Here is a 23,958-nt window from a genome sequence, read left to right as displayed (position 1 = left end):
TAACAGTTCTCCACATTTGAATTCTTCCTTAAAATTCTTTAAAGTAATAGAAGTAGACAAAAATCTTCGAAAAATAAGGAGAAATGTATATGAACAATAAGATTAGGCTAGGAGTCGTTGGCTACGGAAACTTAGGAAAAGGTGCAGTAGAAGCTATAAAACAATCTCCTGATCTAGAATTAGTCGCAATTTTCACTAGGAGAGAGCCTGATACGCTTGATCTAAATGTAACTGGTGTAAAAGCTTTACATATATCAGAGGCAAGTAATTATCAAAATGAAATTGATGTTATGTTGCTTTGTGGAGGATCAGCAACAGACTTACCTGAACAAACCCCACACTTTGCTAGCATGTTCAACACGGTAGATAGTTACGATACACACGCAAAAATCCCTGAATTTTATCAATCTGTAAACGAAGCGGCGACCAAACATAATACAACCGCTATTATCTCAGTAGGTTGGGATCCAGGTCTTTTCTCCATCAATCGTGTGATGGCTGATGCGATTTTACCTAATGGCGAAAATTATACTTTCTGGGGTAAGGGCCTAAGCCAAGGACACTCTGATGCTGTAAGAAGAATCGATGGCGTGAAAAATGGTGTTCAATACACAATTCCATCTGAACCAGCAATTGAAAAAGTTCGTAGTGGTGAAAATCCAGAATTAACAACTGCTGAAAAACATCGTCGCGTATGTTATATCGTTTTAGAAGAAGGTGCAGACCAAGCCGCAATCGAAAATGAAATTAAGACCATGCCAAATTACTTCGCTGATTATGAAACGGAAGTGAATTTCATTACAGACGAAGAGTTAGAACGAGATCATTCCAAAGCACCACATGGTGGATTTGTTATACGAGGCGGAAATACTGGCGAAAACAACAGACAAATTTACGAGTTCTCCCTTAATTTAGACAGCAACCCTGAATTTACTGCTAGTGTATTAGTCGCATATGCAAGAGCAGCACATCGATTAAGTCAAGAAAAGCAGTTTGGTGCAAAAACGGTTTATGATGTCGCACCAGGTCTTATTTCGCCACGTTCAGCGGAAGAATTAAGAAAAGATCATTTGTAGGAATTAGAAAAGCCCCCCTAAAAAAAGGGGGGCTTTTTGTGGTGCCTGTGGTCACTTCCTGGATTTTGTCGAATTTATTCCGGATATCACAGACTCTCCCATAGATATATTTAAAGAGAAGCATATCATGATTATCATTCGATTTCACATTAACTTGCCTTTACGCATCAAATCATCAATCCTATCCCGCATTTCCTTCGTGTATCCTTGAAGTCCGCCAGTATGAATAAATAGAATATTCTCCTGGTCCGCATACTTTCCTTGCTTTATTTCATTCACCATTCCTCTGAAGGCTTTCCCTGTATAAGCGGGGTCAAGAACAATCCCTTCGCTTTTGGCAAAATCGATATAAAATGCGAGCTCCTCATCAGTAGCTTTTGCATATCCAATTCCAACATATTGATCATTGATTAAAATGTTATCGAAGTTATTCACGTCTTTATCAATGTCTCTCAAAATGTGGATAATGTCTTCTTTGAATACTTCTTTTGATTCATCGACAGAATAGCCAAGAATTTTCTTTTTTGAACCATCTTGCTCATTTCCGTACCATAAACCTGCATATGTCCCCCCAGAACCGACCGCAATATTAATAGAATCAAAATGAATGTTCATGCCGCTTTCTTGTTTTTTTATCTCCTCATAACAATTAATATAACCATATGTGCCTATTGCATTAGATGCCCCTATCGGAATGACATACGCCTTTTTGCCTTGACGTTCCAATCCTGTTTTTAGTTCATCCATTGCTTTCTCACGTGATTGGTCACCATCAATCATGTGCACTTTAGCACCAAGCATATGGTCCATAAACAGGTTACCTTCAAATTCTTTCATTTCGCCTCTAAGTACTAAATGGCACTCCAAGTTTTCCATCGCACAAACACTGGCTGTTGCCCTGGCATGATTTGACTGCATGCCCCCTGCTGTAATAACCGTATCATACCCGTTATCAAGCGCATATTTTATGGAATACTCCAGCTTTCTGACTTTGTTACCGGAAATCTCAGTCCCGGTAAAATCATCCCGCTTCATATAAATATTTTTTCCGAGTTTTTGACTCGTTTTTTCTAGTTTTTGTATTGGTGTATGAAGATTGGCTATGTTTAATTTTTGCATTTGTATTCTTCCCTTTCTCCATTAGGTTGTTTCCTTCTGTTTTTCTGGTTGCCTAGATCTACTAAAAATCCTTTGACCACAATAGATTCATAGTCGCTATTTTGCAACAACATCCTTTTAAAGTTTATCACAAAAATTCCTTTACGTAAGGCCGGCCCCCTCTAATAACATGATTATTGCTTATTGCTACAACCTGACTCCGTTTACCACCTAGCCCAACAGTCCAAATTTCACCACATTGTTTTTGAAAAGTTCCATCACCATCTTTACACCACCTCACTTCATTGTGATAATAAAAAACAACCCCCTTTCGTTTGATGAAGGAGGGTGTGTTGGGTTTTTATGTAGCTAATGAATATTACGTTTTCTAAAATTACCGCCCTTTACTTCTGCTACATCATACACCGTAACAAAAGCGGCATCGTCAATTTCATGAATAATTTCTTTGATTTTGCTATCTTCTAAGCGGTTAATAACACACGTAATTTCAACAAATTTTTCATTGGAATAACCGCCGTAAGCTGCTTTATACGTTGCACTTCGGCCTAAGCGATCGCGTATGGTCTCCACCATGAGTTCAGGTTGATCCGTGATAATTTTAAACGTTTTCGAGCCGCTTAAACCTTCTTCAACGATGTGAATCACTTTAGATGCAATATAGTAAGCAATTGCTGAGAGAATTGCCCCTTGTAGGCCGAAAACGGTTGAAACGAAAATAAACACAAACGCGTTCAGAAAAAGAATGAAATCACTTGTCCCAAACGGTAATTTTCGGGAAAGCAATACGGCTAGCATATCAATTCCATCTAATGCCCCACCATTACGCAAGGCTAATCCCATCCCAAAACCAAGGATAATACCGCCAACAACAGTAACTAGCATGGTATCCCCTTCAACAATCGCTGGGATATGATGCATGATGCTTGTGCCAAGGGCTAGTGAAGCTATGCCGAGAATCGAATAAATGGCAAAACTTCTACCAATTTGTTGATATCCTAACCAAATGAAAGGGATGTTAATGACGACAATTAAAACACCTAACGGCAATCCAAATAATTGTGATCCAACGATACTTAGCCCCGTCACTCCTCCATCAGAGACACTGTTTGGGATTAATACCGCTTCAAGTCCGTAAGATGCTATAAACCCGCCGATAATAATTATTAATCCTCGTAAAATCATTTTCAGTCTATAAGGGATGCGCTTCTTTGTTGTATTCATATAATTCCTCGCTGTTAATTTTTATTCTAATTGAAGTTTACCACAAAAAAAGATTTTTAAGTATTCCTGGTCATTTTAAGGTGTTCATTTCCTATTCGTAGGCTTTCCTTAAGTTTTAAGTTAATGTTGACTTTTTTTCGTACGGGGTTTCTCATTGAACAAGGAGATACAATATTTATGAAAATTTGATAAAAAAGCTTCTCATGGATGAAATAAGAGGAGAGGTATCTGAGGAAGACGAAGAAAGTTTACTAGTTGCTTAGCGCCGGATCCGAACGAGGCCCGTTATAAAAGTAAAGTTATACATATCCAATTAATTTTATAACGAAAAGACAACTCACCTTATCGGCAAATTGTCTTTCTTTCAGAACAGCAAATTTTATTAAATGGATTTGATTGCATCCTCAATCGGTGTATGTCCAGTCACTACCTGAAATTCCTTTCCAATCGCCGTCTCATTTTCTAGGCTGGTAACAATAACGCTTGCCACGTCTTCTCGAGGAACCTCATCCCGATCTACTTCAACTGCTGCCTCTATTTGGCCCGTTCCTTTATTATTTGTTAACAAGCCAGGATGGATAATCGTATAATCCAAATCGGCCCGTTTCAACCATTCATCCGCATAATGCTTTGCTGCAACATACGGTGCAAACGATGCAGGGGCAGCTTGTATTGCTTCACGTGTCGTGTCGAACGAACTAATCATGACAAACCGCTTCACGCCAGCAGCTTTAGCCGCCTCGATTGCCTTAACAGCACCATCCAAATCCACCATGATGGTTTTGTCTTTCCCTGTGTGTCCGCCAGACCCTGCCGTGAATACGATCGCATCGACTCCTTCAGCGGCTTTTGCAATCGGTTCAATTTCCCCTTCCAAATCGACTACCACAGTTTCCGCGCCTACGTTTTCAAAAAAGGAAGCCTGCTCCTTATTACGAATCATTGCCCTCGCTTCCAAATTATCATTCTTTTGGATCATTGAAACAAGGTGCTTGCCGATTTGGCCATTTGCCCCTACTACGAGTATTTTCAAGTTTAATCATCCTTTCTGGGAAAACAAATAACGTTATTGCCTAACTATTGTGTGTATTCTTATCGTAAATGAACAGAATGGACAATGTCTAGATATCTGTTTGCCGGAAATATTCTCAAGTCAGTTATAGTACGTAATCATTTGATTCTGAAAGGTGTACTCCTTTTTTATCCAATAACTTGCATCCGCATTATATACTTGCTTTATTTCCGATTCTTACCAAGTAACATTGAACAGCAATATGATTCAACTCTATTCCAGTTTTAGATTTTTTGGATACTAATTTGACAGTTAAATATAAAACAATCCACTACCCAAAAGTATAGTTTAGTGTTAAACTATACTAGATGGTTTAACACTAAACTATTTTCTTAAGGGGATGACAATAATGGGTAAATTACAAGATAAAGTAGTCATTATTACTGGTGGCGCTGGCGGAATCGGCAGTGGTATGGCAAAGGCAATGGCAAAAGAAGGCGCGATTGTGACAATTGTTGACCTTAACGAAGAAACTGGTAAAGCAATGGAAAAGGATCTACAAGCTATTTCTCCTAAATCTATGTTTCTAAAAGCTAATTTAATGGACCACGAAAACCTTGGTCAAATTATTACTACAGTGATTGATAAATACGGCAAGCTTGATGTATTAGTAAATAATGCTCATGCATCCAAACAAGCAACTATTGAGGATACAACACAGGATGACCTGGATTTGTCATTTGGTACCGGATTTTATCCAACGTTCTATTTAATGAAGGCAGCACTTCCGTATTTAAAAGAATCAAAGGGCAATGTAATTAATTTTGCATCTGGTGCAGGTTTGAATGGCCATGAAACACAAGGTGCATATGCTGCTGCAAAAGAAGCTATTCGCGGAATTTCACGTGTCGCCGCAAATGAATGGGGCAGATTCGGTATTAATGTCAACTTAATTAGCCCAATCGCTTATTCACCTGGTGTGGAGGCATGGTCAAAAGCACAGCCTGAATATTACGAAGCAGTTAAGAGCAAAATTCCAATGGGTCGCTTTGGTGATGTCGAAAAGGATATCGGCAGTGTTGCAGTGTTCCTTGCCTCCGAGGATTCACAATATATTACGGGCCAAACAATCATGGTCGATGGCGGATCCATTATGCTTCATTAATATTTTCTTTTATTTGGAGAGGATCATTTGAGACAAACGGATATTTTTAAACTTATTCACGCAATTGAACAAATCAATAATGAAAACATTATACGATTCACAAAGGCATTTCGATATCCACTCGGAATTTCACCAATTCTTGTATTAGCGGAATTAAAGTCGAAGGGGCCGCAAAAACAAGTAGAATTAGCCAATACACTTGGCTACACAAAAGGTGCGATGACGAGTATTGCCACAAAGCTTGTACATTTAGGACTAGGTGAAAGACAATATGATGAAAGCGATCGCCGGACTACCCGGCTAAATATTACACCTGCTGGCGAAAAGGCATTATCAGAAGCACAGGCAATTGGTCAAGAAGTGTTTTTGCAGCATTTTGAAGTCCTGAATGAAGAAGAAATCAATCAATATTTAATGATTCAAGAAAAATTATTAAAAGGTATTCAAGATCGAAAAAGTACAGAATCTTAAATTTGGAGAAGTTAACATGGATAGATTAAATGGTAAAGTCGCAATTATTACAGGAGGAGCACGTGGAATGGGGGCCTCGCATGCCCGTTTGTTCGTAAGAGAAGGTGCTAAGGTGATGATTGCCGATATTCTTAAGGAAGAAGGACAAGCATTAGCAGCTGAACTTGGTGAAAATGCAAAATTCATCAAGCTCGACGTGACAAAGGAAGCGAATTGGGAAGAAGTTGTTACCGCAACTGAAAAAGAATTTGGCCCTGTAAATGTGCTTGTCAATAATGCAGGGATTAGTATGAATAAGTCTATAGAGGAAATATCTGTTGAGGAGTACAGAAAAATCATTGACATTAATCAGGTATCTGTATTCCTTGGTATGAAGGCAGTTATAACATCTATGAAAAAGACGGACGGCGGGTCGATTGTAAACATTTCGTCCATGAATGGTCTAGTTGGTGGAGCGGTTGGATATACCGATTCAAAATTTGCTGTAAGAGGAATGACAAAAGCAGCCGCTCTTGGATTAGCCCATTATGGCATTCGAGCAAATTCTGTTCACCCTGGCGTTATTGAAACCCCAATGATTGCACAAGCGGATTCAAAAGATGTAATTAACGAATTTGCAAAACATATACCAATTGGAAGAGTTGCAAAACCTGAAGAAGTTTCAAATCTTGTTTTATACCTCGCTTCAGATGAATCAAGTTACAGTACTGGTTCTGAGTTTGTCGTTGATGGCGGGCTAACTGCACAATAATTAGATTTAAGTGCCTAACCCTCAGCGTATTAATCTTTTTGATCGCTAAGGGTCAGGCACTCTAATTAAGAATTGTTTTTTTATTCTTTCGTCAAAATTCCCACATTGATTTGGCTATCTCCCAAAAGTTCCCTTATTGGTGCATGTTCAAAAAGTTGCCAAATTAGAAGCAAGAAGGTCGAGGCGGCGTAGCTTTGAGCCCCGGAGTGTACATAAATAGGTACATGAGGAGAGGAAAAACAAGTAAGCGTTGAGTTCGCCGCTTATTATTTGGTGACTTTTTGAACGACCTCTTATTGGATCGCAATCCCCATTTTCTTCTCCAACTCTTCATGCATTTGAAAGGCTTGGATGGTATGCAGTCAAATCAAAACCTGCTTTTCTACCTTCTCTAATTCATTGATAAACGCAGGCTTCCGGTTATAGGTTTTTTTCAGTTCGTTAACCATGTCATGAAACACCACTTCCCCACATGCTTCTTTGTACTGTTTTAATTTCTGGCATACATTACGGTATCTCTTCCTTTCCGTTGCATGCTCTGCTTCCCAAGTAATATAACTTGTAAACATTTTCTCGACCTTCTCCTTATAATCATCCAGTAGATATGGGTAAAGTTCTGTAATGGTAGACGGTGATTGTTCACAGTATTTAAGGATTTTATCGCTTCGATTCTCGGCTTTTGCAATGTACTCATACACATGTGGCAGATAGCCGGATTTTTCCTCAAATTCATCGAAAATTTCTCCCACAACAACTTGCCATTTTTCCCGAGAATATAAATCTTTCAACTTGCCATACGCCTCATATTGATTATCATAGACAAACTCAAGCAGGACTTCTTTTTGCTTTTCGATATCCTCTAATGCCTCATACACCTGCAAGCGATATTTCTTCCACTTCTCAATGCGACCAGGATAATTGCTGTCTTTCTTTTCCCCATCCTCACAAATTTTTAACGCAGAAGCATAATTTTCATTAGTCATTTCTTTTTCAATCGCCATTTCCCTAAACTTACTAAAATCCATATTTTCTCTGATAAGCTGTTCTGCTTTCTCCGTTTCCCCATTTCGCTCGAGAATATTTAACTGCAGCTGCATGATAGACTGCTGATCAGAATCCGATGACCAGGATGAGCTAGCCGAAATTTCCCGTAAAAGTTTATCCAACGTCTCCTCAAGCTTCTGTCTGGCAGTGGAACGGGCAGCGTATACCGTACATACGTCTAACAGATCAATGCGCTGGTCACTCCTGCCGTCATATCGTTGATGCGTCGCTTCCTTTAGGATTAGCTTAAACATGTTATCCTGTACGCGCTGATTACTTGATAGAAGCACCATAGACGATGCATCCTTCAGAAGTGTGATGCCTTTATTGATGATGTAACCAATATCGCCACCGGAATCATCCGCATATTGAAACATGTCAATCGCAATGGAAACCACCGCAATTCCTAACCGAATCGCAGTCTGTTCCTCTCCATTGACAAGCTTATCCCGGCCTTTATCAAGTACCATCTCCGCACCTTGAAGCGCAGCATGCACATTTCGCCAGGAGATGAACCCCCGTCTCTTATTCTCATTAATATACTGTCTGATTAATTGTTTACTAGCCTTTACTTCGTCATTAGGGCTGACAAGTTTAAATTCCACTTTCTTCTCAACATTCTCATCCCCATCGACCAAATCCATGACTAAATCAACTAATTCAGCTTTCGTAAGCTTGGAAACCTTTTTATGTAAATCCAAATTATCGGACTCCTCCCCAGAAAAAACGGTTTATTCCTTAGTTTACCATAATATATAGAATGTTTTGAAGGGACAGGGGATGTGAAGGTTGCGCGCGGATCTATAAGGTGTATAAAACATCTTCAGTGAGAGAAACTAAAAAAAAAAGTTAGGAGTGATTTTGTGGAGGAAAGCAAATCAAATGAATTGTTCAACAAAAAGCAAATAGAGCCGAGTGATGATCGAACCGCCTACAACATTTATAAAGGTGAAATGCTGGTTGCAGAGGTTCGAGGAATAGATCCATTCAACCAAACCATTATTCCAAAACGTGTGTTATCCGACTATGAGGAATCAAAGCTTTTTGAATATGCTAGTAATATAGGGAGTCAGAATATAGAGAGTCAGTAAGAAACAGCCGATGGTTACCAATTCATACATAATTAGCCTTACTAATTTTTACAATTCTGTTGGATGTTCTCGTTCTCGGGTCGATGTTTTCGCGTTTCAGGTCGATGTTCTCGTACGAAGTGACCAAAAAAAAGCACCTTTTTCAAGGCGCTTTTTTAGTCTTTATTTCTCTAGCCACTCATCAACCAATTCTTGATTATCCTCCACCCATTTGGCTGCACCATCTGCTGGGTCATCTGCTTCGTTGATCATACTCATTAGGTCGCCAATTTGGTCATCATTCATTTTCCAGTTTTTCAGCCATTTGTCTACCTCAGGAAAGTCATCAGCAAATCCATGGCGGGTAGCATGATAGATCTTTTCTGCCTCGCCATACACTTTTTTCGGATCATCCAAATACTTCAGATCCATTTCCGAAAATACGCGGTGTGGACTCCAAAGTGGTGCAACTATAGGCTTGTTATTATCTATCGCCTTGCCGATTGACGCAATCATCGCCGTTTCAGAACTTTGGATCAATTCAAAGTCAAGACCATACTCATCTATCATTTCACCGGTTACTACCATTGTTCCAGCTCCAGGTTCAAATCCTGTTATTTCACCTTCAAATTCATCCTTATGGGCATTTAAATCCTCAATACTATTGATATCGTCCATGTATTTGGGAACAACCAAACCGACTTTGGCATTATCATACCAGGATTCATCCGAGAAGTTGGCCTCATCTTTATAGCGCTCTAAATAACTGGCATCCTGTATTGGCAGCCATACCTCAGGACTGACGTCAAGGTCACCATTTGCAACACCTGCCATCTGTGCTCCCATATCCAATAATTTCAGTTCCAAATTGTAGCCTTCATCTTCTAAAATGACCTTCCACATGTTTGTAACAGCGACATTCTCTGCCCAGTTGATTTGTCCCATTTTAATCGTTTTCACTTCATCTGTTTCACCTGAATCCTTTTCCTCTCCATTACTTGTACTTCCACAGGCCGTGAGCACCACTAACAAAATGAACAGAATACCCACGTTCAGCTTTTTAAAAAACATTAAATACATACCCCTTTTCATGTTGAGTTATTTGTCTTCTTCTAGGTTTTTCGGTAAAAATTCAAAAATTTCCCCTGTTCGTATGCTGGCCGTTAATCGTTCCAGCCAGCGATAATACACCTTTGACGATTCAAGTAATTCATAATCCGCTGTCACTTCTTCCCGTATATCCTCCGCAACGGTATCATCGTTCAAAATTTCCTGTAGGTCCTCCTCCGCATGATTGATCGCTTCCATATTCATCGTTACTTCTCGTTCCCACATTTGACAATAAAATGACATGAACGAACGGAAAAAGTCCTTCTCTGCTACGTACGTATGTTTTCTAGAACCCCTCTGAAATGTTTTTTTCACCATCCCATTATCCTGTAGCTTACGGACGCTCGTACTCATGCTTGGTTTACTCATCCCAAGCTCTTGACGCATTTCATCCAGATTCATTTGCTCTTTAAAATACATCATCGCATACAATTTCCCAGCGGACGGTGTCACTCCATATAAGTCCATCGTTTCCGAAATGGCACCAATCACTTGATCCTTTGCCTGTTCAACTTTTTGTCGTATTTGTTCATCATGTGCATCATGTTCTTCTTGCCCATCCAGCATTTCATCACCCCCATAACATTAAATAAATTAAATTTGTTAAATCTTTTCTTTACGAACTTAATATTAACGATTTAAAAATTATTGTCAAATCATAAACTGCAATGGATCTTTTACATTTTCGATGATGAATGGATTCAAGGAAATTTTTAAGATTTTCTTTTTGACAAACAAAAGCCTCCATGATACATTTGTTTTGTTAAAAACGTTAAATTTTTTCTTAACGAAATTAATATAAAGTGTAGGAGGGGTAACGTTGGCAATAAAGCAACAATATATAGATGGTCAATGGGTCAATTCCATCTCAAAAAAGACAAGAGAAATTATCAATCCATTTAATCAAGAAGTTATTGCAGTTGCGGCAGAAGGAGATGTTGCCGATGCACAAACAGCAATCGCCGCTGCCAGAAAAGCGTTCGATCACGGTCCTTGGCCGACAACACCAGCTACCGAACGTGGTAAGATCGTCGGCAAAATTGCTGATTTCATTGAACGTGACAAAGAAGAATTAGCAGAGCTCGAGTCTCTGGATACCGGGAAAACAGTTGAGGAAAGCCGCGGTGATATGGAAGATATTGCTGGCGTATTCCGCTATTATGCCGAAATAGCAGATAAAGACGGCGGAGAAATCATTGATTCCCCATTACCGAATTCTGTTAGTAAGGTGGTTAAAGAACCGGTTGGTGTATGCGGACAAATTACACCATGGAATTACCCATTGCTACAAGCGTCTTGGAAGCTTGCACCAGCATTGGTTACCGGCAACACGTTAGTGATCAAGCCAAGTGAAATCACACCGCTTACCCATGTGAAAGTATTTGAATTAATGGAAGAAGCGGGCATACCAGCAGGCGTTGCCAATCTAGTTCTCGGAGCGGGAGATACCGTTGGTGCCGAACTTTCCAATAATATTGATGTCGATCTTATCTCCTTCACTGGCGGGATTCAAACTGGGAAAAAGATCATGCAGGCTGCCAGTGTTAATGTGAAAAAACTTGCATTAGAACTTGGCGGAAAAAATCCCAATGTTGTCTTCGCTGATGCAGATTTGGAAACAGCCATTGACCAGGCAATGAATGCGGTCTTTTTCCACGCTGGGCAAATTTGTTCTGCGGGTACAAGATTGATTGTAGAAGAAAGCATTCATGATGATTTTGTTCAGCAATTAGTAGATCGGGTCCAAAACATCAAACTTGGCAATGGTTTTGATGAAACAACACAAATGGGACCGCTTATTTCTCAGGAACATTTAAATAAAGTGATCAACTATGTGGAAGCAGGCATCAAGGAAGGTGCAACCGTTGCCGTTGGTGCCAAGCGCCCGAATGATTCAGCATTACAAAACGGCTTTTTCTACTTGCCTACAATTCTTACAAACTGCACAACGGATATGAGCGTTGTTCAGAATGAAGGGTTTGGTCCGGTAATTACGGTGGAGAAATTCACGACAGAAGATGAAGCTATCAATCTAGCAAATGACTCGATTTACGGATTGTCCGGTGGGGTTTGGACAAAAGATATAGCCAAAGCCGAACGATGTGTGGCCAAGATGCGGATGGGAACGGTCTGGATCAATGATTTTAACCTGTACTTCCCGCATGCACCCTGGGGCGGCTTTAAACAATCCGGCATTGGCCGCGAATTAGGAAAAACCGGGTTGGAAGAATACCAGGAAACGAAACATGTTTTCCATAATCTGAAGCCAGAGCCGATTCATTGGTTTTCATAATTGTTTTAAATAATGAAAGAAACACATAGATTTTTAAGGAGGTTTTACAGATGAAACAAACATATGACTATGTAATCGTTGGTGGCGGTAGTGCGGGTTCTGTACTCGGTAACCGTCTAAGTGCAGATAAATCGAACAGTGTTCTTGTCTTGGAAGCGGGGCGCAGTGATTATCCATGGGATCTGTTTATTCAAATGCCAGCAGCTTTGATGTTCCCGTCAGGCAATCGCTTCTATGACTGGATCTATGCTACTGACCCTGAGCCTTACATGAATGGGCGACGCGTCGCGCATGCTCGGGGGAAAGTACTAGGAGGATCAAGTTCCATTAACGGGATGATTTACCAGCGTGGCAACCCGATGGACTATGACCGGTGGGGATCTGCACCAGGTATGGAAACGTGGGATTATGCCCATTGCCTTCCATATTTTAAACGACTAGAATCCACTTTCGGAGCAGATTCATCTGATGAGTATCGTGGTCATCACGGTCCAATTAAACTGAAGCGCGGGCCTGCCACGAATCCTCTATTTCAAGCCTTTTTTGATGCTGCTGAAGAGGCTGGTTATTCGAGAACACCCGATGTGAATGGTTTTCGTCAAGAAGGATTCGGACCATTCGATAGTCAAGTGCACAATGGCAGACGAGTGTCCGCTTCGCGTGCATATTTACGTCCCGCAATGCGACGCAAAAACCTTACAGTGGAGACGCGTGCTTCTGTTACCAGTATCGACTTTGACGGTACTCGAGCAAATGGTGTGACATACCAAAAAAATGGGAAAACCTATCATGTTAAAGCGGGAGAAGTTATCCTTTCTGGTGGTGCATTCAACACGCCACAACTACTTCAGTTGTCGGGTGTGGGAAACGCTGACCATCTTCGCTCGCTTGGCATCAAACCTGTCGTTGACCTTCCTGGTGTAGGTGAAAATCTCGAGGATCATCTTGAAGTATATATTCAGCACGCTTGTCCGCAGCCTGTTTCGGAACAACCTAGCCTGAATAAAGCAAAAATGCCTTGGATTGGCTTGCAGTGGCTACTTGGACGTACCGGACCAGCAGCATCGAATCATTTTGAAGGTGGCGGCTTTGCCCGTTCGAATGACCATGTTCCTTATCCGAATCTAATGTTCCATTTCCTTCCGCTTGCGGTTCGATATGATGGGCAAAAGGCGGACACGAAACATGGATTCCAGGTACACGTTGGTCCGATGTATTCCAACTCCAGAGGAAGCCTAAAGATTCGTTCGCGTGATCCTTTTCAGCACCCAAGTATCGTATTTAACTATCTGTCCACGGAAGAAGATCGCCGGGAGTGGATTGAAGCAGTACACGTTTCCAGGGAAATCCTTTCGCAGCCAGCGTTAGCGCCTTACAGTTTAGGCGAAATTTCACCTGGTCCTTCTGTTCAAACAGATGAGAAAATTTTGGAGTGGGTAGCGAATGATGCCGAGACAGCACTTCATCCATCTTGCACGGCAAAAATGGGGCCCGCTTCAGATCCGATGGCTGTTGTGGATCCGCTAACCATGAAGGTTCATGGCCTAGACAATGTACGGGTCGTTGATGCTTCTGCTATGCCTCATACGACGAACGGGAATATCCATGCACCGGTGTTGATGTTAGCCGAAAAAGCTGCAGACATCATCCTTGGACATCAACCGATGACACCTTCCTATATGGATTATTATCGTCATGGAGTGCACCCAAAGGACGCAGGCACATTAGTGAAGTAAGTAAAGTAATTAAAAATCAGGGTATGAAAATGTTAGTTTGACACCACTGAGCTGAACTACTGGATTAATTGATTTAAGTTTGGAAATAAGGGTTCAGACATCTTTCAATCCACCAATTCATTTTCAATCTGAAAGAGCGGATGGCGGATACACTTATTTTTCATATCATTCTATAGATAAATAAAAGGGAAGTCTGTAGATCTTAACAAGACTTCCCTTCTTTGCCCTTGTACGATCTGTCATACAAGAGCAACTTTAATTTGGTGGACATTTCCCATGGTTCACAGTCACGACTCGGTATTTCTTGTATTAGATTTGCCTTTTACTCTTCTTTGTTCATCTGGTTTTTTTGCCTATTCTTTGGAGAGAAGGAGGATGCTTACAACCAAAACGGTTCATCCACACTGTGTACTGTAAAAATTGAATGAAGGACATTTTGCCGATAATTTGGTTTAGAAACGGTAACCTTGATGGCGTTCTTTTTGAAGCTGATTTGATTTAGCCATCGAGTGCCTGGGCTTTGTCATTTCCTATTATGAATCAAATAAAATTGTTTAGCTAAATAAGAAGGTGTATATGGCATGTCATTTCTAAGCCACGCGATAATTACACCTATAAGAGCAGCAGAATCATACCAGATTAGAATATCTTTTTGAATGCCGGCTTTATGAATGCGTGAGTCACTCCCCCTTCGCTCCACACTTGAAATTATCCTTTCTTCTATAAACTGTAATAGATGATTTCTAAAGATTGGTATTCCTTTAGTCGAGAGAACGGTTTTATAGAAATTTGCATCTTTGGCTATCTGTTCGAGAAATTTTGCCATCATCCTTTCCCAATCTAACTTTTCCTTAGGTTGTTGTATAGCCGTTGCTTGATCCACCACATGAGAAATATCCTCAATCATATTATCTGCCAGCTTTTCCATCATATCGGTTATGTCTCGATAATGCAGATAGAAGGTAACGCGATTGATGCCAGCGCGTTCAGTCAGGCTATTTACAGATATTTTTTCAATATCGATTTCCTGAAGCAATCCAATAAAAGCATCTCGAAGCAATTGACGTGTACGGATGATGCGTGGGTCTATCTTGTTCTTGTTCTTACTCATTTTATATTTCCTACCCTTCCACAAATCAACAATTCATAAATATATGTAGTGTATTTTTAAATTCACCTACATTAGTGTTATTTATGTAAACTAATAGACACTTTGTTAATTATTGTATCTTGAAATCATCTTTCCTTAAACCTATAATTGAATTTATGTTTTTATTATACACAGTGTAAATTATCTACATTAGTTTCGAAAGGATGAATTGGTTTGACGGAAAGTGCAGCAACTGAAAGCAGTTCTATAAAAAAGATTCCCATTTTGACTATTATGATTTTGGGGGCCTTCTTTACGATATTTAACCAAACCACGATGACTGTTGCCCTCCCGAAATTAATGGAGTATTTTAATATTGAAGCTTCAACGGGGCAATGGCTTACAACGGGATATATGTTGGTAAATGGCGTGTTGATTCCGGTTACAGGCTTTCTAATGAAACGGTTTACGACTCGTCAGTTATTCTTGAGCTCGATGTTTATTTTCCTAATTGGAACGATTGTATCGGCCATCGCACCGAATTTCCCGGTATTGCTTACTGGACGGTTAATTCAAGCAGCTTCCACGGGAATTACAATGCCATTGCTGATGAATGTAGTTTTATCGCTTTTCCCTCCACATAAGCGGGGAACTGCGATGGGCACAGTTGGGCTTGCGATTATTTTTGCTCCTGCAATAGGGCCTACGCTTACTGGCTATGTTTTGGATGCTTTTCCTTGGCAAGTCTTGTTTTATGGCATGATTCCTTTTGTAGTCATCATAATCATCTGCGCCTTTATTTTTCTAAAAAACGTATCGGAAACATCCCAAAGCAAAATTGACATGATTAGTTTAGTTCTTTCAACAATCGGATTTGGGGGGCTTCTTTACGGATTCAGTGAGGCCGGCAATAAAGGTTGGTCCAACATAGAGGTACTCGTGTCTCTTGCAGTGGGTATCATTGCAATCGGATTGTTTACGTGGCGACAGTTGATTTCTAAACAGCCGTTTCTCGACCTTAAAGCCTTTAAATATAACATGTTTACTTTGACTACAATCATTAATTGTGTGATTACGATGGTCATGTATGCAGATATGATTTTACTACCGCTGTACCTGCAAAATGCTCGAGGCTTTACCGCTTTGGAGGCAGGGGTACTAATGTTGCCTGGTGCACTATTAATGGGATTATTGAGTCCAGCTGTTGGAAAACTTTTTGATCGCTTCGGTGCAAAATGGTTGTCGATTATCGGAACAGCGATCATTCTAGCCACAACCTATACCTTTACAGATTTGACAGACGCTACCAGCTATACGTTTCTGATTTTACTGTATGCAGGCCGCCGCATTGGGATGGCGTTATTTCTAATGCCGGTCCAAACCGCAGGACTCAATCAACTGCCATCCAGTCTTCATGCGCATGGTACTGCCATCTCGAACACTGCTAGACAAGTAGCAGGTGCAATCGGTACTTCACTGCTTGTGACCATCATGACAACCAGAACCAATACACATCTAGAGGATCTCATGACACATGGCGGAACAAACGGTCAAACGAAAGCACATATGGTTATGGAAGCTTCCATTCAGGGAATTAATGACGCATATTTTGCAATCTTTTTATTCGGGATTATCAGTTTAATCCTATCCTTCTTTATTAAACGAGTGGAACAAGTACAAGAAGCATGATGGAACATGGCGTTCGATTCACTAACCCGCTCTGGACATTTGAATGGATGACAAAACCATTTCTAAAAAATACAAAAGCCCACACAAATCGTGATACACTAACATTTGTGTGGGCTTTATTTTTATTCGCGCTATAGCTATCAGTGGTACAAACCTATCCACTCTTCCAATTTACTCTTTTAACATACACGTAACGGCGCATCCGTCCCAAGTGTTCCTGTCAAGACTCTGTATTTCTTGCATTTGACTTGCCCTTGTTTCTTCTGTGTTCATTCGATCTTTTGGCTTTGTTATTTTTTTCTTTTGGAGCATATGAGTCTTTAACCATGTTATCGCCTCCATTATCATACGTTTTGACCTATAGATTGTTGCCATATAATTAAAATAAAAATATTGGGTAAACATAATACAAATTTCCCCCAATATAGAAGCAACAATTTCATTATTAACGTAACCACAATGCGTTGAATTATTCAGTACTGCTTGAGAGTGAGTCTAAACCCCACAGTAAAACGTAATATTTCACAAAATGGCCTGTTAAATAAATATGTTATTCGGTTAAGGTACCCGTTAATGGAAATTCACTATAAATGATATGTAACGCTTATTAATCAGCTTTTTTTATTTTCCCTTTTCCACTTTGCATATGAATAAGATACCGATATAACAGTTAACCCTAGCAATATAAGTGTTATAATAATTTTTCTCCAAAGCTCAAAAGATGATGGCACAAACCAGGGTAACATTGACGCTCCCAACGTAACCGGAAGCAACCACATATTTCGTATAAATTTCCTTCTGTTTGAAAGATTCTTATAAAACAATTCAAAGCCCTTATCCGTTTTTTTATTATCATCACTTTCATAATTTAAAAGGCATGCAAAAAAGAAGATGATGAACACTACGAATGATTGAAAGAATCCCCACGTTATTAAAAAGTTGCAAAAGGCACCAGCCAATGCAAAGAAGCCACTTGCTACAAACTTCTTAATACTTCCATCTTTTATTACCATCCGATCCTACACCTTAAATGCTTTACATACATTTTCTCACAACTCCAATTTTGAAAATTTGTATATGATTTAATTTTAACATATTTAGTAACAAAAAATCCCATTCCACTTGTTTATCTAAATACAGTTATCAGCTCGAGCCAGTTGTTCTCCTTACTTTCTATCGGTTTTCCTAACTGTTAATCGATATCTTATGTTTCCAGGACGCATCCAGCAGGTGTCCTCTTTTAATTGGCTATCCCCTGTTCGATCCCCATTATCCCGAAGCCCCTCATATACCCGAGCGCCATTCATGAACACTTTTTGACAAACATTCATGACTAATTTGTGACATTAATCACAAAGTATTGCCTTTTATTTTTGCCTGTGGCATTAATAGAGTATGCCAACTGTGAAGTTAATCACATTATGAAGGATTTTACTATAGTTGAAGTTGCAAAATGAATGGAAAGGGGTACTTTCATTGAAAATAAAATGGACTTTTTTAAGTTCGCTTATCGTTACACTTATTATGCTTGCCGGTTGTGAGCCTTTAAAGGTGTTAGATCCAAAAGGCCCGCAAGCAGAAACAACAACCAATGTGATTTGGATATCAATCGCAACCATGGCTATCATTGTCATTGCGGTATTTAGTCTGTTAGTTTTTGTTGTCTTTAAATACCGAGCTTCCAAGCAGCCAGATGATTATGAACCGCCGCATATCGAAGGAAGTAAGTGGATTGAATCCATTATTGTTGCTATTCCAGTTATTATCATTGTGTTTCTTTCTATCGTTACCGTCAAATCGACGTATCAGGTAGAAGCGACACCTGAAGGTTATGAAGAGCAGGAACCACTAATTATTTATGCTTCTAGTTCGAATTGGAAATGGCATTTTAGTTATCCGGAAGAAAATATCGAGACGGTTAACTACCTATACATTCCAACCAATCGTGCCATTGAATTTAAACTCTATTCGTATGGACCGATCACAAGCTTCTGGATTCCGCAGCTTGGCGGGCAGAAATATGCCATGTCCGATATGGTGACGACACTGCACTTGGCAGCAGATGAGCCTGGTGAGTATATGGGCCGTAATGCCAACTTTAGCGGTGAAGGATTTGCCGAAAATGTATTCCAGGTCAAAGCCATGCCTGCTAAAAAGTTTGATGAATGGGTTGACGATGTACTGAAAACAGCTAAACCAATTACCGAAGAAAAATTTGACGAGCTGCTTAAGCCTGGTCATCTTGGCCAAATGACGTTTAGTGGTACACACTTAACCTTCTTGCCACCTCCAGAGGGCCATCATGGTGGACACCAGCATGGATCGGATATCACGCAAGAAGGAAATAAAAACAATACGGATGATGCCGAACAGCATCATCATGAATAAATAGCTTCAACATTTGCTAACGACTTTTGAAAGGAGAAAACAAGTATGAACTACTTTGATCGGTTTGCCATTCCTCATGCAGATCCTCTCATTTATGCATCGATGGTTGCCATTGGTCTAACAGTAATTGCGATTATTGCTGGTTTGACCTATTTTAAAAAATGGGGATATTTATGGCGTGAATGGCTGACAACCGTTGATCATAAACGAATTGGTATTATGTATTTAATATCCGCATTGCTCATGCTCTTTCGTGGTGGAGTAGATGCGATTATGATGCGGGCGCAAACTGCTGTGCCTGAAAATGCGTTCCTAGACGCCCAGCATTACAACGAAGTCTTTACCACACATGGGGTCGTCATGATTATCTTTATGGCAATGCCCTTTATCTATGCATTAATGAACTTTGTTGTCCCTTTACAAATTGGAGCCCGGGACGTAGCATTTCCGCGGTTGAACGCCCTTAGTTTCTGGTTATATTTTATGGGTGCAATGTTATTTAACATTTCATTCGTTGTTGGCGGTTCACCAGACGCAGGTTGGACATCGTATTTCCCGCTTGCCGGAAATGATTTTAGCCAATCAGTTGGCACCAACTATTATATGCTGTCGATTCAAATTGCCGGGATCGGCACCCTAATTTCCGGGATCAACTTTATTACAACCATCTTAAAAATGCGGGCACCTGGCATGAAATTAATGAAAATGCCAATGTTCTCTTGGACTGCTTTCATTACCAACGTTATTGTGGTGTTCGCTTTTCCAGTATTAACGATTACATTATTACTTGGTACGATGGACCGGTTATTCGGAGCAAACTTCTTTACCACAACGAATGGCGGAATGGATATGCTCTGGGCCAACCTGTTCTGGATTTGGGGACATCCGGAAGTGTATATTTTAGTTTTACCAGCATTCGGAGTCTATAGTGAGGTAATCTCTACGTTTGCACGGCGTAACTTATTTGGATATAAATCGATGGTTGCTTCCATCGTCATTATTTCGTTCTTATCATTCCTGGTTTGGACGCACCACTTCTTTACTATGGGGCAAGGTCCATTAACCAATAGTATTTTTGCAATTACAACGATGGCAATTGCGATTCCGACCGGGATTAAGATCTTTAACTGGCTACTGACGATGTGGAAAGGAAAAATTGAATTTACCGTGCCAATGCTTTATTCCATCGGTTTCATCCCTATTTTCACCATCGGCGGGGTGACCGGGGTTATGCTAGGAATGGCAAGTGCTGATTATCAATACCATAACACGATGTTTCTAGTGGCACATTTCCATTACACGATTATTCCTGGGGTTGTATTTGCTATGCTTGCCGGCCTGACATACTGGTGGCCGAAAATGTTTGGCTTCATGTTAAGTGAACGAATTGGTAAATGGGCGTTCTGGTTTATTGCGATCGGCTTTAATGTAACGTTCTTCCCGATGTTCTTTACCGGTCTGGATGGTCAGGCACGGAGAATGTACACCTACTCGGAAGCGACTGGTTTTGGTCCACTTAACTTACTCTCGTTTGCTGGTGCCATTGGACTCGCAATAGGGTTTGTGTTAATTGTCTATAACGTGTATTACAGTGTCCGCCATGCTTCCAGGGATATTAGTGCAGATCCGTGGGACGCACGTACACTGGAGTGGGCGACACACAGCCCAGTGCCGGAGTACAACTTTGCAACCACACCTGAAGTAGATTCCATTGAAGCATTCTGGGATCACAAGAAAAATGACCGTCCGATATTTAGTGACAAGATAGAAAAAATTCACATGCCCAATAATAGTGGCTGGCCATTCCTGTTGAGTTGTGTTTTCTTTGCATGGGGATTTGCCTTCGTATTCAGCATGTGGATACCGGCAATTATTACAACAATCGTGATATTTGCATTTATGGCCTATCGTTCATTTGAAAAAGATGACGGGCATTACATTTCTGCCAAGGAAATTGAAGATACGGAAAAGAAAATGCGAGGTGTTAGCTAATGAAAATGGATCATGCGCTTCCTCTTGAATATAGATCGGAACAAAACCAACTCAATATTGTCGGTTTTTGGATTTTTCTTGGAGCCGAGATCATGTTGTTCGCCACCTTGTTTGCCGTTTACTTTACCCTGGAAAATCGTACAGGAAACGGTCCAGTTGGCGCAGAAATCTTTGAAATTACACCGGTACTCATCGAAACCTTTGTACTCTTAACAAGCAGTTTTACGATTGGACTCGGCGTCCACGCGATGCGGATTGGCAATAAAAAGGCGATGCTAAGCTTTTTTACGGTTACATTGCTGCTTGGTCTTACCTTCCTGGGTGTAGAAATTTATGAGTTTGTGCATTATGTACATGTTGGTGCCGGCCTGCAAATCAGTGCATTCACCGCCAGTTTGCTAACGACACTCGGTACGCATGGTGTACATGTAACAATCGGTTTGTTCTGGGGATTGTTTATTATGCTACAAGTGAAAAAGAACGGAATCACGACAGGAACTGCGAATAAGTCGTTTATCTTTTCCTTGTACTGGCACTTCTTAGATATCGTATGGATCTTTATCTTCAGCTTTATCTATTTGAAAGGAATGATGTAACATGGGCGAATTATTTCCGCGAAAACAAGTCATTGGCTTTGTCTTTTCTTTGGTTCTTACCATTGTTGCACTGTCTGTTTATTTCTTTGATCTGTCATTTGCAGCAGGGATGACCATCTTGCTCATTACTGCGTTTGTGCAAGCTAGTTTGCAACTCATTGTATTTATGCATGCCGGGGAAACAAAGGATAAAAAGACCATCTATACGAGCCTCATTTATGGATTTGCAATAGCCATATTCAGTATATTGGGTACTCTCCTAATCATGGTATGGGATATGGCTTAAAAAACGAAAAGTGTAAGCACCTGGATAGCGGCGTATATGGTGCTGAAGCTAAAGGAGCATCCTTTGTAAGGGTGCTCCTTTTCGTTTTCACTTTTTTGATGGATCAAGCAAGACCCCTTTGGCTGTATTTTTCTCCATTTCTTCGGTAGCAACAAAGAAAACCCCCATTAGAAAGATAAAAACAGCCCCCATAACGATCCCAATACCAATTGCTGTCACAGCACTGTATTCGCTTACAAAGAATCCATATAAGAAAATAGCAATTCCGAGCGTAAGCACCGTGTACCCAACCAACTTCACAACATTCAGTATTTTTATATTAGACTTCATGAACCCATCCCCTTTATCTCTATCATTAGTCATGTTCACAATTTTGTCAAATTTTTATTATGTGGCATCGGCGTGCCTACAACAGTTTAGATACACTCTTTAAGTGTTATTTCATTAAATGGATCAATTGCGGTAAACTGCTCTTAATTGCTTTTATTAAAAATTATTGAATAGATAATCCTTATCAAACTTTGATAAAACAAAAAAGGATGAAAAGCGTTGACATGGGATGTAACAAAGGGGAGGTTATTATACCTCCCAAAATTATGTTCGATTTACATTGTTGTTTATACTGTTTGTTTTTTTCAATAACGGATTAAAATGTGCTTTTTATGAGGTAGTATATTTTCAAATGGAGCGTATCATAAATGTGCTTTGTATAACTCCATAACTTCTAAAGTCGCATGCTCTGCTGATCGAAGTGCTCCTTCAAGGTGTCCTCCATGATCAGAAGATGTTTCTGTACCGGCAAAAATGATCTTCTTTTCCCACGCGCCATTATTTAACGGTAGACCATAGTTTGGAAAATCACTAAGTGGTATGGAATCATCGTCAACCGCAGTGTCGGGATCGCTGGACCAATCCTTGTATAGAAGGGAAATTGGTTTTTCAGCGGAGGGCCCAAAGAGACGAGTCAATTGGTCAATGACAAGTTTGCGAACTTTTTCCTCTCCCAGCTCTTGGCGTATCTTTGCGGGTATCCCGAAAAAGCCAAAGAGTGCACCATTACCAGTATCTGGTGATGCATCATGGATCTCTTGCAAGGGACCACACCAACTTGTTACCTGGCCGGAAAGACCATCTTCTCGCCAAAAGGGACGATCATAAACCGCAACCACCTTGGCCTGTCCTGCCATCCATGTGGGCTTATTTTCCAAGCTCGTTATAAGTTTGGATGATAGAGAAGGTGAAAATGCGATGCGTTGTGCCACTATTCGGGGCGGTAATGCTAAAATAACAGCTCCTGTGCGTATACGCTTCTTCGTTCCATCCTTAATGTCTGCCTCAACGGTAACCGTTCCATCTTCATTCATCCGAATTGCCGTTACACGCGTATCTAATTCCACCGTCTTAGAGGGAAGTGTTGCTGATACGGCGTCAATGAGGGATCGAACCCCACCAGCAAGCCGAACCGATTTCTCCATAGCCCCTTCTGGTAGAACATGCCGCTGTATAGGTTCATTTTGGGACTGTTCGAAAAGCATTGATCCTTTCGTGTGCTGTAGGAATGTATGTAACTCGAATTCACTAACAAGGCCGGAGATAACAGGCTCATGTTGCGGCCAAAACCATGTTGGTCCCAGATCATACTTACCGAGATCAGTTCTGTCCTCAGCCTTCCTACTTAAAACTCTACCCCCGATTCGCCCCCGCGCCTCCAGAACTCTACACTTGATACCCTTTGAAATAAGCATAGATGCCGCACGAAGGCCACTTAAACCGGCTCCAACAATTATAATAGGATCATTCATATTTTCATCTCCAATCTACGTATTACTTTGTCTAAACAAATGGAACA

General features: G+C 40.5%; 22 protein-coding genes. 12 read left to right on the top strand and 10 right to left on the bottom strand.

All coding sequences use genetic code 11. The annotated features are described in order from the left end of the window. The first annotated feature begins 89 nt into the window (after nucleotides 1-89). Nucleotides 90-1,076: a diaminopimelate dehydrogenase gene (locus tag ACW2QC_RS15280; protein WP_457544813.1), complete on the top strand. Its 987-nt coding sequence runs from the start codon at nucleotides 90-92 to the stop codon at nucleotides 1,074-1,076. 144 nt (nucleotides 1,077-1,220) lie between these two features. Here the strand turns inward: ACW2QC_RS15280 and ACW2QC_RS15275 are convergent, their stop codons facing one another. The 3 genes from ACW2QC_RS15275 to ACW2QC_RS15265 form a co-directional block, all read right to left on the bottom strand. After that, nucleotides 1,221-2,195, bottom strand: a complete 975-nt coding sequence (locus ACW2QC_RS15275) for a D-cysteine desulfhydrase family protein (protein WP_457544812.1) — start codon at nucleotides 2,193-2,195, stop codon at nucleotides 1,221-1,223. Nucleotides 2,196-2,543: 348 nt separating this feature from the next. Continuing rightward, entirely contained in the window at nucleotides 2,544-3,416 is an 873-nt protein-coding gene (locus tag ACW2QC_RS15270; protein WP_457544811.1) for a YitT family protein, read from the bottom strand. 382 nt (nucleotides 3,417-3,798) lie between these two features. Next, nucleotides 3,799-4,449: an SDR family oxidoreductase gene (locus ACW2QC_RS15265; RefSeq protein ID WP_457544810.1), complete on the bottom strand. Its 651-nt coding sequence runs from the start codon at nucleotides 4,447-4,449 to the stop codon at nucleotides 3,799-3,801. 388 nt (nucleotides 4,450-4,837) lie between these two features. On the opposite strand from ACW2QC_RS15265, the gene ACW2QC_RS15260 reads away from it, so the two are divergent. Genes ACW2QC_RS15260 through ACW2QC_RS15250 form a run of 3 tightly spaced genes read left to right on the top strand, consistent with a single transcriptional unit; the run spans nucleotide 4,838 to nucleotide 6,815 of the window. Then, nucleotides 4,838-5,593: an SDR family NAD(P)-dependent oxidoreductase gene (locus ACW2QC_RS15260; RefSeq protein WP_457544809.1), complete on the top strand. Its 756-nt coding sequence runs from the start codon at nucleotides 4,838-4,840 to the stop codon at nucleotides 5,591-5,593. A gap of 27 nt (nucleotides 5,594-5,620) precedes the next feature. Continuing rightward, nucleotides 5,621-6,064 (top strand): MarR family winged helix-turn-helix transcriptional regulator, encoded by a 444-nt coding sequence (locus ACW2QC_RS15255; protein WP_457544808.1) that lies wholly within the window; start codon nucleotides 5,621-5,623, stop codon nucleotides 6,062-6,064. Nucleotides 6,065-6,080: 16 nt separating this feature from the next. Next, nucleotides 6,081-6,815 (top strand): glucose 1-dehydrogenase, encoded by a 735-nt coding sequence (locus ACW2QC_RS15250; protein WP_457544807.1) that lies wholly within the window; start codon nucleotides 6,081-6,083, stop codon nucleotides 6,813-6,815. Nucleotides 6,816-7,177: 362 nt separating this feature from the next. Here ACW2QC_RS15250 and ACW2QC_RS15245 read toward each other — a convergent pair whose 3' ends face one another. Next, entirely contained in the window at nucleotides 7,178-8,560 is a 1,383-nt protein-coding gene (locus tag ACW2QC_RS15245; RefSeq protein ID WP_457544806.1) for a DUF6880 family protein, read from the bottom strand. A gap of 162 nt (nucleotides 8,561-8,722) precedes the next feature. Between ACW2QC_RS15245 and ACW2QC_RS15240 the strand changes: the two genes are divergently transcribed. Further along, nucleotides 8,723-8,950, top strand: a complete 228-nt coding sequence (locus ACW2QC_RS15240; RefSeq protein ID WP_457544805.1) for a hypothetical protein — start codon at nucleotides 8,723-8,725, stop codon at nucleotides 8,948-8,950. A gap of 162 nt (nucleotides 8,951-9,112) precedes the next feature. Here ACW2QC_RS15240 and ACW2QC_RS15235 read toward each other — a convergent pair whose 3' ends face one another. Next, nucleotides 9,113-10,000, bottom strand: coding sequence for a glycine betaine ABC transporter substrate-binding protein (locus ACW2QC_RS15235; RefSeq protein ID WP_457544804.1), 888 nt, complete (start codon nucleotides 9,998-10,000; stop codon nucleotides 9,113-9,115). A 27-nt stretch (nucleotides 10,001-10,027) separates the two neighbouring features. Then, nucleotides 10,028-10,606 carry a choline uptake/conversion transcriptional regulator CudC gene (gene cudC / locus ACW2QC_RS15230; protein WP_457544803.1) on the bottom strand — a complete coding sequence of 193 codons (579 nt, stop codon included), beginning with the start codon at nucleotides 10,604-10,606 and terminating at the stop codon, nucleotides 10,028-10,030. Between the two features lie 253 nt (nucleotides 10,607-10,859). On the opposite strand from cudC, the gene betB reads away from it, so the two are divergent. After that, entirely contained in the window at nucleotides 10,860-12,332 is a 1,473-nt protein-coding gene (betB, locus tag ACW2QC_RS15225) for a betaine-aldehyde dehydrogenase (protein ID WP_457544802.1), read from the top strand. A gap of 50 nt (nucleotides 12,333-12,382) precedes the next feature. Next, the gene (betA, locus tag ACW2QC_RS15220; protein ID WP_457544801.1) at nucleotides 12,383-14,068 is read left to right on the top strand and encodes a choline dehydrogenase; all 1,686 of its coding nucleotides are present in this window, start codon (nucleotides 12,383-12,385) and stop codon (nucleotides 14,066-14,068) included. A gap of 523 nt (nucleotides 14,069-14,591) precedes the next feature. Here betA and ACW2QC_RS15215 read toward each other — a convergent pair. Next, entirely contained in the window at nucleotides 14,592-15,179 is a 588-nt protein-coding gene (locus tag ACW2QC_RS15215; RefSeq protein ID WP_457544800.1) for a TetR-like C-terminal domain-containing protein, read from the bottom strand. 213 nt (nucleotides 15,180-15,392) lie between these two features. Here ACW2QC_RS15215 and ACW2QC_RS15210 point away from each other — a divergent pair, with 213 nt between their 5' ends. Further along, a complete protein-coding gene (locus ACW2QC_RS15210) occupies nucleotides 15,393-16,847 on the top strand; it encodes a DHA2 family efflux MFS transporter permease subunit (protein WP_457544799.1) in 1,455 nt (484 codons plus the stop codon). Nucleotides 16,848-17,458: 611 nt separating this feature from the next. Here the strand turns inward: ACW2QC_RS15210 and ACW2QC_RS15205 are convergent. Further along, on the bottom strand, nucleotides 17,459-17,860 hold the full coding sequence (locus ACW2QC_RS15205) for a hypothetical protein (protein ID WP_457544798.1): 402 nt from the start codon (nucleotides 17,858-17,860) through the stop codon (nucleotides 17,459-17,461). A gap of 463 nt (nucleotides 17,861-18,323) precedes the next feature. On the opposite strand from ACW2QC_RS15205, the gene qoxA reads away from it, so the two are divergent. From qoxA to qoxD, 4 genes are read left to right on the top strand one after another with little or no spacing between them, the layout of a single operon-like run. Then, nucleotides 18,324-19,235 (top strand): cytochrome aa3 quinol oxidase subunit II, encoded by a 912-nt coding sequence (qoxA, locus tag ACW2QC_RS15200; RefSeq protein WP_457544797.1) that lies wholly within the window; start codon nucleotides 18,324-18,326, stop codon nucleotides 19,233-19,235. Between the two features lie 45 nt (nucleotides 19,236-19,280). Continuing rightward, a complete protein-coding gene (gene qoxB, locus ACW2QC_RS15195; protein WP_457544796.1) occupies nucleotides 19,281-21,227 on the top strand; it encodes a cytochrome aa3 quinol oxidase subunit I in 1,947 nt (648 codons plus the stop codon). Next, nucleotides 21,227-21,823, top strand: coding sequence for a cytochrome aa3 quinol oxidase subunit III (gene qoxC, locus ACW2QC_RS15190; RefSeq protein WP_457544795.1), 597 nt, complete (start codon nucleotides 21,227-21,229; stop codon nucleotides 21,821-21,823). The genes qoxB and qoxC overlap by 1 nt, the downstream gene beginning before the upstream one ends. A 1-nt stretch (nucleotide 21,824) precedes the next feature. Beyond that, nucleotides 21,825-22,109: a cytochrome aa3 quinol oxidase subunit IV gene (gene qoxD, locus ACW2QC_RS15185; RefSeq protein WP_457544794.1), complete on the top strand. Its 285-nt coding sequence runs from the start codon at nucleotides 21,825-21,827 to the stop codon at nucleotides 22,107-22,109. A gap of 87 nt (nucleotides 22,110-22,196) precedes the next feature. Here the strand turns inward: qoxD and ACW2QC_RS15180 are convergent, their stop codons facing one another. Next, on the bottom strand, nucleotides 22,197-22,439 hold the full coding sequence (locus ACW2QC_RS15180) for a hypothetical protein (RefSeq protein ID WP_457544793.1): 243 nt from the start codon (nucleotides 22,437-22,439) through the stop codon (nucleotides 22,197-22,199). A gap of 362 nt (nucleotides 22,440-22,801) precedes the next feature. After that, nucleotides 22,802-23,911, bottom strand: a complete 1,110-nt coding sequence (locus ACW2QC_RS15175; protein WP_457544792.1) for a flavin monoamine oxidase family protein — start codon at nucleotides 23,909-23,911, stop codon at nucleotides 22,802-22,804. Nucleotides 23,912-23,958 lie beyond the last annotated feature (47 nt).

It is taken from the genome of Virgibacillus sp. FSP13, from assembly GCF_054048505.1.
The sequence above is the reverse complement of the archived record's forward strand: the minus strand, read 5'-3'. Positions and strand labels throughout refer to the sequence as shown.

What these genes read in the sequence shown, in the direction of transcription:
- ACW2QC_RS15280 (WP_457544813.1), top strand. Translation starts at nt 90, where the DNA reads ATGAACAATAAGATTAGGCTAGGAGTCGTTGGCTACGGAAACTTAGGA.
- ACW2QC_RS15275 (WP_457544812.1), bottom strand. Translation starts at nt 2,195, where the DNA reads ATGCAAAAATTAAACATAGCCAATCTTCATACACCAATACAAAAACTA.
- ACW2QC_RS15270 (WP_457544811.1), bottom strand. Translation starts at nt 3,416, where the DNA reads ATGAATACAACAAAGAAGCGCATCCCTTATAGACTGAAAATGATTTTA.
- ACW2QC_RS15260 (WP_457544809.1), top strand. Translation starts at nt 4,838, where the DNA reads ATGGGTAAATTACAAGATAAAGTAGTCATTATTACTGGTGGCGCTGGC.
- ACW2QC_RS15250 (WP_457544807.1), top strand. Translation starts at nt 6,081, where the DNA reads ATGGATAGATTAAATGGTAAAGTCGCAATTATTACAGGAGGAGCACGT.
- ACW2QC_RS15235 (WP_457544804.1), bottom strand. Translation starts at nt 10,000, where the DNA reads ATGTTTTTTAAAAAGCTGAACGTGGGTATTCTGTTCATTTTGTTAGTG.
- cudC (WP_457544803.1), bottom strand. Translation starts at nt 10,606, where the DNA reads ATGCTGGATGGGCAAGAAGAACATGATGCACATGATGAACAAATACGA.
- betA (WP_457544801.1), top strand. Translation starts at nt 12,383, where the DNA reads ATGAAACAAACATATGACTATGTAATCGTTGGTGGCGGTAGTGCGGGT.
- ACW2QC_RS15215 (WP_457544800.1), bottom strand. Translation starts at nt 15,179, where the DNA reads ATGAGTAAGAACAAGAACAAGATAGACCCACGCATCATCCGTACACGT.
- ACW2QC_RS15205 (WP_457544798.1), bottom strand. Translation starts at nt 17,860, where the DNA reads ATGGTAATAAAAGATGGAAGTATTAAGAAGTTTGTAGCAAGTGGCTTC.
- qoxB (WP_457544796.1), top strand. Translation starts at nt 19,281, where the DNA reads ATGAACTACTTTGATCGGTTTGCCATTCCTCATGCAGATCCTCTCATT.
- qoxC (WP_457544795.1), top strand. Translation starts at nt 21,227, where the DNA reads ATGAAAATGGATCATGCGCTTCCTCTTGAATATAGATCGGAACAAAAC.
- qoxD (WP_457544794.1), top strand. Translation starts at nt 21,825, where the DNA reads ATGGGCGAATTATTTCCGCGAAAACAAGTCATTGGCTTTGTCTTTTCT.
- ACW2QC_RS15180 (WP_457544793.1), bottom strand. Translation starts at nt 22,439, where the DNA reads ATGAAGTCTAATATAAAAATACTGAATGTTGTGAAGTTGGTTGGGTAC.
- ACW2QC_RS15175 (WP_457544792.1), bottom strand. Translation starts at nt 23,911, where the DNA reads ATGAATGATCCTATTATAATTGTTGGAGCCGGTTTAAGTGGCCTTCGT.